The sequence below is a fragment of the Cellulomonas sp. genome (genome assembly GCF_036279715.1).
Classification (GTDB): domain Bacteria; phylum Actinomycetota; class Actinomycetes; order Actinomycetales; family Cellulomonadaceae; genus Cellulomonas_A.
This window is the reverse complement of sequence record NZ_DASUIR010000019.1, coordinates 1-11624: the sequence shown is the minus strand read 5'-3', so window position 1 is coordinate 11624 and position 11624 is coordinate 1. Positions and strand designations below refer to the sequence as shown.

The window sequence follows — 11624 nt, the reverse complement described above, 5'->3', positions numbered from 1 at the left end:
CTACGAGAACCTCGTCGACGCCGTCGCCCCGCTCGGCCTGGCCTACCTGAGCATCCTCGCCGACCCGTCGTCCGACCTCGTCCAGGACCTGCGCCGGAGGTTCGGCGGCCCGATCATCGTGAACGCCGGGTTCGGTTCCGTCACGTCCCTCGAGGACGTCGCGGGCATCCTCGACAACGACCTGGGTGACGTCGTCGCGGTCGGTCGGGAGTTCCTGGCGAACCCGGACCTGGAGGTCCGCTGGCGTGCGGGCGCCCCGCTCAACGAGCCCAACCCCGCGACGTTCTACGGCGGCGGCGCGGTCGGGTACACGGACTACCCGGCTCTCGTCTGAGAGCCTCCGATCCGCCCGGGTCGACCTGTGGTCAACCCGGGCGGACCACGCACCACTCGTTCCCCTCGGGGTCGAGCAGCACCTGGAACGACCCCGCGCCGCCCGTATGCACGCCGCCCGCCCGGCGGGCCCCGAGCGCCTCGGCCGCGGCTGTCGCCGTCGCGATGTCCTCGACCTCGACGTCCAGGTGCAGTCGGTTCTTCACGGACTTCTGCTCGGGGACCAGCTGGAACGACAGCCGCGTCCAGCCCGGCGGGTCGACGTACCACCACGCCGTGTCGCGCTCGCGGGCGTCGCCGCCCAGGACCTGCGCCCAGAACTCCGCGAGCAGGCGGGGCTCGGTGCAGTCGATGACGACCTCGTCGATGCGTCCGATCATCCGCCGAGGCTGGCGGGGGACGACGTCGCGACCATCGCCGACCAGCTGCGGCCGCTCACGACGGCACCGTAGCGAGCGCTGCTGGTCAGTCAGCCGGACGCGCCGTCGCCTGCTGAGCGACGAGCCAGTCCATCGCGGCCGGGCACTCGCGCAGGATCGAGACGTGGCCGTCGTCGGGCCGGTACCAGAGCTCGGACCGCCGGAGGTGCCGCGCCAGCCAGTCGGCGGGCGCAGGCGGCACGACCCGGTCCAGACCGCCCTGCACGACGAGCACGGGAGCTGCGACCGCGGCGAGGTCGAAGCCCCACGGGGAGGCGAACGCGACGTCGTCGTCGATCAGCCCGTCGGGGCCGGCCTCGCCGGCGCGCACGGAGTCGGCACCCAGCGGCGCCCAGTCGCCCTCGAGCGCGGCGAAGTCGGCGGCGATGAAGCTGTCGGGATCGAACTCGTCGGACTCCGCGTACCGCGCCCGTGCGTCCCGGCCGGCAGCCGCGGCTCGCAGGCCGCCGTCGGAGGCCATGCCGGCGAACCAGTCGAAGGCTGGGGTGAACGGCGCGATGCCCGCGAGGCACACGACACCGGTCACCCGATCGGGGAGCCGCGCGGCGCAGGCGAGCGCGTGCGGACCGCCGCCGGAGGCGCCCATCGTCGCGAACCGGGCGATGCCGAGCGCGTCCACGATCTGCGCGACATCGCTCGCCGCGGACGCCACGTCGCGACCGGGGAACGGGCTCGAGCCGCCGTAGCTGGGTCGCCCGTACGAGACGAGTCGGATGCCGCGGGCCGCGGTGGCGGACAGCAGCGGCGGGAGCGGCGCGCCTGTCTGCGGCGAGCCGTGGTGCCAGACGATCGTCAGGGCGTCAGGGGCTGCGTCGGCCGCGGAGTCGTACGCCCGCAGCGTGCGGCCGTCGCTCAGGTGCAGCTCGCGTTCCGTCACCACGGTTCTGAGGCTAGAGGTTCGGCGCCCACACCGGGTGCGCGTCGCGTGTCGGGGCCGGCCGCGACAATGGACCGTGTCCTTCGTCCTCGTGACCGGTGATCCGGAGCGCGTCGTCGCGCTGCAGGACGTCGGCGCCGAGGGGCGGCCGCTCGCACGCGTCGAGGTCGCCGCGCCGGAGCTCGCGGCGGAGGTCGCCGGCCGCGAGGCCGCCCATCCCCGCTGGGTGTGGGACGACACCGCCCGCTGGTACCCGTCGCTGCTCGCCGCCGGGGTGCGGGTCGAGCGGTGCCATGACCTGCGGCTGTGCCACGCGATCCTGCGCGGCAGCGCCCGGTGCGCCGACTCGGCGCTCGCCCTCGCCCCGAGCGGCCCTTGGGACGGTCCGCGTGCGGGCGCCCCCGGCCCGGTCGAGGTCAGCCTGTTCGACGACCCGGGGGAGGAGCCCATCGGCGGCGACGACGGTCCGGACCATCTCGCCGAGCTGCAGGCCCAGCTCACGGCCGTCGCCGGGTCGATCGAGCCCGGCCGGCTGCGGCTGCTCCTCGCAGCCGAGTCGACCGGTGCGCTCATCGCCGCCGAGATGCGCCACGACGGCATGCCGTGGAGCGTCGAGGCCCACGACGAGCTCCTGACCCGTGCGCTCGGGGAGCGTCCGCGCGGCGGCGGCCGTCCGAGCAGGCTCGAGGCCCTCGCCGACGAGGTCCGCAGCGCACTCGGCCAGCCCGCGCTGAACCTCGACTCCCAGCCCGACCTGCTGCGCGCGCTGCGGTCCGCGGGGCTCGACGTCACCACGACGCGCACGGGCGAGATCCGCGCGCTCGACCATCCGGTGACCGTCCCGCTCCTCGCGTACAAGAAGCTCGCGCGCCTGCTCAGCGCCAACGGGTGGGCCTGGATGGAGGCCTGGGTGCACGACGGCCGGTTCCGGCCCGACTACGTGCCCGGAGGCGTCGTCACCGGGCGGTGGGCGACGAGCGGCGGCGGTGCGCTGCAGCTGCCCGCGAGCATCCGCGGGGCCGTCCGGGCCGACCCGGGGTGGCGCCTGGTGGTCGCGGACGCCGCACAGCTCGAGCCGCGCGTGCTCGCGGCGATGTCCGGCGACGCGGCGATGGCCGCCGCGGGTCGCCAGGCGGACCTGTACCAGGGTGTCGTCGACGCCGGCATCGTCGCGACCCGGCAGGAGGCCAAGTACGCGATGCTCGGCGCGATCTACGGCGCCACCACCGGCGCGAGCGCCGTGCTCATGCCGCGCCTGACCCGCGCGTACCCGCATGCGGTCGGCATGGTCGAGGCCGCGGCGCGCGCGGGGGAGCGGGGCGAGGTCGTGTCGACGTGGCTCGGTCGCTCCTCGCCGCTGCCCGACGCGGCGTGGCAGGCCGAGCTCCGGGCGGCGTCCGGCGAGGGGGCCGGGGCCGACGACGTGCGAGCGGCGCGGCGGCGCGGGCGCGACTGGGGACGGTTCACCCGCAACTTCATCGTGCAGGGGACGGCCGCCGAGTGGGCGCTGTGCTGGATGGCCGCTCTGCGTCGTCGGCTCCTGGCCGTCGACGGCCGGCCGCACCTGGTGTTCTTCTTGCACGACGAGGTCATGGTGCACTCCCTGGCTGCCGTGGCCGACGAGGTCGCGACAGCCGTCCGAGATGCTGCCGCTGAGGCCGGGCGCCTGCTGTTCGGGGACTCGCCCGTCGACTTCGCCCTCGACGTGTCGGTCGTCGACAGCTACGACCAGGCCACGTGACGGCTCGAGTCGTCAGCCCAGTTCACCCGGCGCTCCGAGGACGCGAAGAGGACAGTGGGGACAAAGGCCGCACGTCCGCCATCCGGCCGACGAGGTCCGGGTGCGTGAGGCCTCGAGGTCGTGATTGCCATGTGGTCCGGCGCTCCGATCATGGCGCGGGTCGCCTTCGTCCTGATGATGGTCTACGGGGCGATCGGCACAGCGTGGGTCATCGGTGAGGTGCTCACGGACCCGGGCGGCGTCGCCGGGGTCTCGATCAGCGTGACGGTCGTGGTCGCCGAGGTCGTCCTCAGCATGCTCGTCGTGCGGTTGCCGAGGCTGGCGCCGATCTTCCTCGGGGTGGCCGTCGCCGTCCTCCTGGTGTTCGCCGTGGTCGAGGCCATGGTGACCGTCGTCCCGCGAGGCTCGGAGTCCGTCGCGCGAGGCCCGGGTCCCGTCGTGGCGATCGCGGCCCTCGTGGTCGCTGTGCCGTTGGCGTTCCTTGGCCTGCGCAGCGCGCGACTGGGTGGCTGGCTACTGGTGGCCGCGGGGATGGCGCCCGTCGTCGAGATCGTGGCGCGCGCGGTGCGCGGCGGCGGCGGTGGCCTCCACCTCGGCGGATCGTCCGGGGTCGTGGCGGTGCCGCTGATCCTGGTCGGGCTGCTGTTCCTGCTCGCCGCGATCTCGGGGCCACGCGGGCCGCGGGAAGCTACTCCTCCTTCCTGACCGTGCGCGAAGCCAGATCTGTGCATTCCCAGAGGAATGCCAGGGGCCGCGCAGGGCCCGTCAAGGCTGACGTCGGAACCTCGGAACATCGGCTTCCGCCCGGAGGCCGGGCTAGGAGAGCCCTATGACAGCCAGCACACGCATCTCACGTCGCACGAGCTACGGCATCGCAGCCCTGGTCGGCACCGCCCTCATCTCCGGGGGCATGGTGCTCGCCGCTCCGATGGCCAGCGCGTCGGACGTCGGCCCCACCCACACCCCGACAAGTGCCACCAGAACGGCCGACCCGACGACCCCGACCATCCACAGGTCGCATCGCCACCACGCGCGGGGGACCGCACTGACGGCCGCTGAGATCGCGAGCGTCAAGGCCGCGGTGCTCGCCAAGTACCCCGGCGCGACAGTGCGCCACATCGTCCTCGATGCCCACGGTTCCTACCGGGCCCGCATCGTGACCACCGATGGTCAGCGCGTCACGGTCAAGGTCAGCAAGACCTTCACCGTGATCAGCTCGCACGTGTCCGGGCACACCAAGACAGCCGCCGAGGCGAAGACCGCGGCCGACGCGCAGAAGGGCTGACAAGGCACGTCGGCGACGCGATCGTCGTCACGCAGGAGCGGGCTCCCGGAACTGACTCGGGAGCCCGCTTCTGTGCACCTGGTCGGCGTAGTCGGCCCTGGCCGCCCGCTGGCTAGAAGGGGCGGGTCGGCTGGGCGTCGTGGATGACCGTGCCGTCCCGCAGGGTGAGGTCGTAGGTCAGCAGCAGCTCGGGGCTGCCCTCGCCAATCGGGGGGACGGCCATCCGGAACGCGTCGCCCGGCCACCAGGCCGCGTACCGGCCGTTCCGCACCGAGGCTTCGACCGTGAGGGTGCCCGCATGGAGGGTGACGCCCACGACGTCGGCTCCTACCCCGCCATCCGTGACCGAGGCGCCGTCGAGCTGCGCCACCAAGCCTTGGGTGTAGCCCTCTGGTGGAGCCTGGAGCGCGGGACCGGTGCTGCCACCCACTGCGGCGTCGGCGCCGTCGACCCGGGTCGATCCCGATGCGTTGCGCGCCAGGCACACCGCTGACACGTCCGGTTGGTCGGTCCGGTACAGCAGGGCCACGTGGTCACCCCGTCGCTCGGCGAGCGCGACGCGGGCCCTGCCGAGGTCGATGCTCGAGCCGCGCAGCTTGTCCTGGCAGGCGGCGGCCACCGCGTCCAGGTCATGGTTGGTGACAGTGGCCGGGACGGCGGTCCAGGACGCGAACGCCTGGTCGTCCGACCGCACGGTCTGGACGACCACGAGCGCGACGGTGAGTGCCAGCGCTGCCGCGGGGACGAGGATCAGGCGGCGGCGCGGGCGGGCTGCCGGTTGCGCTGCACCGGCCGACGGCGGAGCCGCGATGATCCGCTCGAGCGAGGCCGTCGCGCGGTGCCGCTCGCTGTCGGTGAGCGGCTCGGGCGCAGCGTCCAGCGACCGCAGCAGGGACTCGGTGTGCACGTTCATGGCAGGGTCTCCATCTCGACGTCAGACGAGGAGTCGGCGAGCTCGAGCTGGCGGCGCAGGGCGCGTCGGGCGCGGAGCAGCCGGAGGCGGTACGAGGCCGCGGTGATGCCGAGCACCGACGCCGCCTGCGGTGACGTGAGGTCCTCGAAGACGGTGAGCGCCAACGCCTCCTGGTCGGTGTCGCTCAGGCGTCGCCACGCCGCGGCCAGATCAAGCCGTTGCGCGAGCAGGTCCGCGTCCAGCCCGTCCGTCATCGCGGCGAACGGTGCGCCCTCGGCGACCCGAACGGCCAGCGCGTCGCGTCGTCCGTCGCCGCGGTAGGCGTTGAGGAGGCAGTGGCGGGCGATCCCGAAGATCCACGCCCGCAGGTCGTCGGGCCTCGCCGGAGCCTCGTCGAACCGCCGCCAGACGACGAGGAAGGCGTCGGCGGCGACGTCCTCCGCGCGCGACGGGTCGACGCGGCGCTGAGCGAACCGCAGCACGTCCCCGTACGCGTCGGCGTACAACGCGCGGAAGCGCAGCTCCCGGTCCGGCACGAGTCTCGTCACACCCAGTACATGTCCGGCACGGGGCCCAGCGTTTCACCGTGCGGACCAGACGTGCCGTGGGACAACTTCACCCGGCCGCCTCGCCTGGTGGAGAAACAGCACCTGACGTGCAGGGGGACCCGAGCTGCGTCGACTCCGACCAGTCGGTTGCTGTTGTGGGACCTTCAACCCATTGCGATGGTGGTCCGCGTGCCGATGGGCACGCGAACGTCAGCTGCGATGAGGCGACGTGCTCGAGTGAGTTGACGGGAGGCGCCGATGACCGCCTACAGCGGCATGGACACGGCGCCGCTCGCCCAGGTCCTCGACCTCCTCACCGAGCGCATCGTCTGGTACCGGTTCGACGATCGCGTCGTCGTCTACTGCAACAGGGCGTGGGCCCTGGCCAAAGGCGGCGAGCCCGACGACTTCGTCGGACGCCCGCTCGACACGCTGCTCACGCCCGGGGAGCGGTTCGGCCTGGTGCACCAGCTCGCGCGGCTCGGGCCGGAGACCGACTTCCTGCAGGACCACATCACCCGCACCGGGGCAGACCGGTGGACCGAGTGGACCGACCGCTACCTGCCCGGACCGGACGGCCCGCACATCCTGGCCGTCGGTCGCGACGTGACCGAGCGTCGTGACGCCGAGCTCCGGCTGGCGGCCAGCGAGGAGACCTATCGGGGGCTCGCGCTGCGCGACGCGTTGACGGGCCTCGCGAACCGCCGACTGCTGGACGAGCTGCTCACGGCCGCTCTGGCGCGGACGCGCCGGTCCGGGACGAGCCTGGTCGTCACCTACCTCGACCTCGACGGGTTCAAGGCGGTCAACGACGCCCACGGCCACGCGGTCGGGGACGCGGTTCTCGAAGAGGTCGGCCGCCGCCTGCACGACGCCGTGCGGGACGCCGACGTCATCGCCCGGGTCGGCGGCGACGAGTTCGTCGTCGTCCAGGAGTGCCCGCCGGATCAGACCCGCCTCATCGCCTGTCGTCTGGACCAGCTCATGTCTGAGCCGATCGCGCTCGATGGGCTCACGTTGCGGTGCGGGGCCAGCATCGGGTCGGCGGTCGCCGAGCCGGAGCGCGACGCTGCCGCGGCTGTCGCCGCTGCCGATGCCGCGATGTACGTCGTCAAGCGCGACCGTCGATCGGGCGCGAGGGCTGCGAGCCCGGCCGACTGAGACGGTCGGCGGCTCAGGCGGGGTCGGCCGAGGCGCGGACGCGGTCGAGAAGCAGCAGGGAGATGTCCACGACCTCGGGCACCCCGACGCGCACCGGTGCACCGCCGTTGCCCCCCGTCGCCTGCGGCGAGCCCGCGTGCGCGGCCACCCCTTCGGAGAGCATCACCGTGCAGAACGGGCACGCCGTCGCGATGACCTCGGCGCCGGTCGCGATGGCCTCGTCGGCGCGGTTGGCGTTGATGCGGGTGCCGATCGTCTCCTCCATCCACATACGGGCGCCGCCGGCGCCGCAGCAGAAGGAGCGCTCGCGGTTGCGGGGCATCTCGGCGAGCTCGACGCCGGGCAGGGCGCCGAGCAGCTCGCGCGGGGGCTCGTAGACCTGGTTGTGGCGGCCGATGTAGCACGGGTCGTGATACGTCACGCGCTGGGCGGTCGCGCCGTCGGGCACCGGTGGAGCCACGGGCGTCAGGCGGCCCTCGATGACGAGGCGGTTGAGCAGCTCGGTGTGGTGGACGACGTCGTAGCGACCCCCGAGCTGCGGGTACTCGCGTGCGATGGTGTTGAAGCAGTGCGCGCAGGTGACGACGATCGTCGTCGCGCCGACCTCGTTGAGCGTCTCGACGTTGCCCGACGCGAGCATCTGGAACAGGACCTCGTTGCCCGCGCGCCGGGCGGGGTCGCCGGTGCACGACTCACCGTCGCCCAGGACTGCGAACGAGACGCCCGCGGTGTGCAGCAGCTCGGCGACCGCGCGCGTCGTCTTCTTGGCGCGGTCCTCGTAGGCGCCCGCGCAGCCGACCCAGAACAGGTAGTCCACGTCCGCGGCGGAGTCGACGTCGGCGCCGATGACCGGGACGTCGAACGGCAGGCCCTTGGCCCAGTCGAGTCGGGCGCGCGCGGGCAGGCCCCACGGGTTGCCCTGACGCTCGAGCTTCGTGAACGTGCCGCCGAGCTCCTTGGGGAACGCCGACTCCATGAGCACCTGGTAGCGGCGCATGTCGACGATCGCGTCGACGTGCTCGATGTCGACGGGGCACTGCTGGACGCATGCGCCGCACATCGTGCACGCCCACAGGACGTCCGGGTCGATGACCCCCGAGGCGACGAGGTCGATGTTCGCGTGCGAGTCGTCGATGGCCGTGTCGGCGCTGCCCGCGGCCCGAGCAGCCTGCAGGTACGGAGCCGTCGCGGCGGCGTGGTCCCGCAGCGCGAGCGTGAGCAGCTTCGGGGACAGCGGCTTGCCGGTCGCCCATGCGGGGCACTGCTCCTGGCAGCGCCCGCACTCGGTGCACGTCGAGAAGTCGAGCAGACCCTTCCACGTGAAGTCCTCGATGGCACGCACGCCGAGGCGCGCGTCGTCGGGCAGGGCCTCGATCGTGGCCAGGTCGAGCGGCGCGCCGCCGACGAGGACCGGCTGCAGCGGGCCCAGCGCGACCTCGCCGCGCGGTGAGCGCTGCGCGTAGACGTTCACGACGGCGAGGAACCGGTGCCACGCGACGCCCATCGTGGGCTGGAGGCCGACGACGACGAACCACGACATCGACACCAGGATCTTCACGGTCGCCGCGAGGACGACGGCGGTCTCGAGCGTGGCGTGCGGCGCGGACGCCCACACCGAGCCGTACCAGGAGGTGAGCGGGAAGTGCCACATGCTCGCGAGATGCGACGTCGCGGGGTCCTGCGCCGCGAGCGCGTACTCGAGCCCGCGCAGCACGAGCACCGCAAGGACGACGAGCACGACGGTGGCCTCGACGAAGTACGCCTGCCCGCGGTTCGAGCCGAAGAACCGGGACGCCCGCCGCACGGACTCGGGAGCCTTCGCGCGCGGCTGGCGCGTGAGCCGGACCCGGATGAGCGCCAGGATCCCCGCGAACGACAGCCACGCGATGCCCTCGGTGACCCACTCGAGCGGTGGCATGTGCCCGAGGATCGGCAGCGAGTACTCGGGGTCGGCGACCTGCCCGTACCCGCTCACGAGCGTGAGGAAGAGGATCGGGAACGACACCATCACCGACCAGTGCGCGACCCGGATCGCGGGCCGGTGCTGGAACCGCCCGTGCCCGATGAGCTCGCGCACGACGAGCCACAGCCGCGGACCGATCGGTCGCCAGCGCTCGGGGGCCGGCGCGCCGATCTGCAGGGTCCGGACGATCGCGATCACGCCCCGCGTGAACACGGCGACGCCCACGACGGTCGAGACGACCACGAGGACCAGGCAGGCGATCTGGAGCGCGTTCACGGCGCCACGCTATCCGGTGCCGACAGCTCACCACCGAACGGTGACCACGCGATTGATACCCTGACCACCAATCCCGCCCGCCTCGCCGCCGGGACGACCCACCCCTCGACCGACCACCCGCCCACCACAGGACGGAGCGGACGTGCTGCTGCTGCTCGCCGTGCACGTCGCGGCAGCGCTGTGCGCACCGGTCCTGGTCAGCCGGCTCGGCCGCAAGGCGTTCTGGGTCCTCGCGCTCGCCCCTGCGTCGGCGGCGGTCTGGGCGCTCGCGCACACCAGCCAGGTCGCGGCCGGTCACGGGCCGGTCGAGGTCGTCGAGTGGATCCCGACGCTCGGCATCGAGCTCGCGTTCCGGCTCGACACCCTGTCGTGGCTCATGGCCCTGCTCGTCAGCGCGATCGGTGCGCTCGTCCTGGTCTACTGCTCGGCGTACTTCTCCGTGAACGCCACCGGGCTGGGCCGGTTCGGCGGCGTGCTCGTGGCGTTCGCGGGCGCGATGCTCGGGCTCGTCACGGCCGACGACACGCTCCTGCTGTTCGTGTTCTGGGAGCTCACAACGGTCCTGTCGTACCTGCTCATCGGCCACTACAACGACCGCAAGGTCGCCCGGCGCGCCTCCATGCAGGCGATCGTCATCACCACGGCCGGCGGGCTGACGATGCTCGTGGGGATCATCCTCATCGGGCACGCCGCCGGGACGCACAGCCTGTCGGCGACCCTCGCGAACCCGCCGCACGGACCCGCGGTCACCGCCGGGGTCGTCTGCCTGCTCGTCGGTGCGGCGGCCAAGTCGGCGCTCATCCCGCTGCACTTCTGGCTGCCCGCCGCGATGGCAGCGCCGACCCCCGTGAGCGCGTACCTGCACGCCGCGGCGATGGTCAAGGCCGGCGTGTACCTTGTCGCGCGGTTCGCGCCCGCGTACGCCGACCTCGCCGTCTGGCAGGTCATCGTGCTCACGCTCGGGTGCGGGACGATGCTGCTGGGCGGGTACCGCGCGCTGCGCCAGCACGACCTCAAGCTCGTCCTCGCGTTCGGGACGGTCAGCCAGCTGGGCCTGCTCGTCCTGCTCGTCGGCCTCGGCACGCGGGCGGCGGCCCTCGCGGGGCTCGCGCTGCTCGGCGCGCACGCGATGTTCAAGGCGGCGCTGTTCCTCGTCGTCGGCGTGGTCGACGCCGCGACCGGGACGCGTGACCTGCGCCGGCTGTCGGGCGTCGGGCGCGCGCTGCCCGTGACCGCGACGGTCGCCGCGCTCGCGGTCGCGTCGATGATCGGGCTGCCGCCGTTCGCCGGGTACGTCGCGAAAGAGGCCGCGCTCGAGGCGATCGCGCACGCGCACGTCATCGGTGGTCCCTGGGTGGGGACGACCGTCCTCGCGGCCGTCGTCGTCGGCTCGGTGCTCACTGTCGCGTACGGGCTGCGGCTGCTGTGGGGTGCGTTCGCGACCAAGGCGAGCGTCATCCACCCGCCCGTTGCCGACGCGGTCGAGAGCGGGGTCGTCGGAGGCGTCCGAGCCGCGGCCGCCAGCCCGCGCCCGGTCGAGCGTGAGGCCCCCGCGGAGCCTGCGCCGATCTCACGCCCGGCGCTCGTGCTGCTCGTCCCGCCCCTCGTGCTCGCCGTCCTCGGGCTGCTCGTCGCCCTCCTGCCCGGCGTCGGCCAGAACCTGCTCGAGCCGCACGCCGACCCGTACCCTGGCGCACCCGGCCACCTGACGCTCTGGGCGGGCGTCACCCCGACCCTCCTGCTCACACTGCTCGTCCTCGTGGCGGGCCTTGCCGCGTTCTGGGGACGGCGGCCCATCGAGCGGCTCCAGGCCGTGGTGTCCCGCGCGCCCGACGCCGACCGCGTCTACCGCCGGATGATGCGCCGCCTCGACGACCTGGCCGGCAACGTCACCGCGTTCACGCAGCGCGGCTCGCTGCCCGTCTACCTCGGCCTCATCCTCGTGGTGTTCGCCGCGGCCGTCGGGCTGCCGCTGCTCGCGACCACGGCCCTGCCGGCCTCGGTCCGCGCCTGGGACGAGCCCGCGCAGGCCGTGTTCGGCGTCATGATCGTCGCCTCCGCGATCCTCGCCGCACGCTCGCGCCGAC

At 73.3% G+C, this 11624-nt stretch carries 10 protein-coding genes and 1 pseudogene; 6 read left to right on the top strand and 5 right to left on the bottom strand.

Features of this window, described 5'->3' with window-relative positions; genetic code table 11:
- A pseudogene (locus VFW79_RS01740) lies at positions 1-334 on the top strand (alkene reductase); the annotation flags it as partial.
- Between the two features lie 31 nt (positions 335-365).
- Here the strand turns inward: VFW79_RS01740 and VFW79_RS01735 are convergent.
- Together VFW79_RS01735 and VFW79_RS01730 are read right to left on the bottom strand one after the other, a co-directional pair.
- Entirely contained in the window at positions 366-713 is a 348-nt protein-coding gene (locus tag VFW79_RS01735) for a VOC family protein (RefSeq protein WP_329675591.1), read from the bottom strand.
- An 85-nt stretch (positions 714-798) separates the two neighbouring features.
- Positions 799-1653, bottom strand: a complete 855-nt coding sequence (locus tag VFW79_RS01730) for an alpha/beta hydrolase (protein WP_329675590.1) — start codon at positions 1651-1653, stop codon at positions 799-801.
- Between the two features lie 73 nt (positions 1654-1726).
- On the opposite strand from VFW79_RS01730, the gene VFW79_RS01725 reads away from it, so the two are divergent.
- From VFW79_RS01725 to VFW79_RS01715, 3 genes are all read left to right on the top strand, one after another.
- Positions 1727-3391 carry a bifunctional 3'-5' exonuclease/DNA polymerase gene (locus tag VFW79_RS01725; protein ID WP_329675589.1) on the top strand — a complete coding sequence of 555 codons (1665 nt, stop codon included), beginning with the start codon at positions 1727-1729 and terminating at the stop codon, positions 3389-3391.
- A gap of 150 nt (positions 3392-3541) precedes the next feature.
- Positions 3542-4096: a hypothetical protein gene (locus VFW79_RS01720; protein ID WP_329675588.1), complete on the top strand. Its 555-nt coding sequence runs from the start codon at positions 3542-3544 to the stop codon at positions 4094-4096.
- 124 nt (positions 4097-4220) lie between these two features.
- The gene (locus VFW79_RS01715) at positions 4221-4676 is read left to right on the top strand and encodes a hypothetical protein (RefSeq protein ID WP_329675587.1); all 456 of its coding nucleotides are present in this window, start codon (positions 4221-4223) and stop codon (positions 4674-4676) included.
- Between the two features lie 112 nt (positions 4677-4788).
- On the opposite strand, the gene VFW79_RS01710 is transcribed toward VFW79_RS01715, so the two are convergent.
- Both VFW79_RS01710 and VFW79_RS01705 read right to left on the bottom strand, forming a co-directional pair.
- Positions 4789-5589, bottom strand: a complete 801-nt coding sequence (locus tag VFW79_RS01710; RefSeq protein ID WP_329675586.1) for a hypothetical protein — start codon at positions 5587-5589, stop codon at positions 4789-4791.
- On the bottom strand, positions 5586-6137 hold the full coding sequence (locus VFW79_RS01705) for an RNA polymerase sigma factor (protein WP_329675585.1): 552 nt from the start codon (positions 6135-6137) through the stop codon (positions 5586-5588). The genes VFW79_RS01710 and VFW79_RS01705 overlap by 4 nt, the downstream gene beginning before the upstream one ends.
- 258 nt (positions 6138-6395) lie before the next feature.
- Here VFW79_RS01705 and VFW79_RS01700 point away from each other — a divergent pair, with 258 nt between their 5' ends.
- A complete protein-coding gene (locus VFW79_RS01700; RefSeq protein WP_329675584.1) occupies positions 6396-7298 on the top strand; it encodes a GGDEF domain-containing protein in 903 nt (300 codons plus the stop codon).
- A 13-nt stretch (positions 7299-7311) separates the two neighbouring features.
- On the opposite strand, the gene VFW79_RS01695 is transcribed toward VFW79_RS01700, so the two are convergent.
- Positions 7312-9537, bottom strand: a complete 2226-nt coding sequence (locus tag VFW79_RS01695; protein ID WP_329675583.1) for a (Fe-S)-binding protein — start codon at positions 9535-9537, stop codon at positions 7312-7314.
- A gap of 142 nt (positions 9538-9679) precedes the next feature.
- On the opposite strand from VFW79_RS01695, the gene VFW79_RS01690 reads away from it, so the two are divergent.
- Positions 9680-11624: proton-conducting transporter membrane subunit (locus VFW79_RS01690; RefSeq protein WP_329675582.1), on the top strand; the 1945-nt coding region annotated here is incomplete at its 3' end.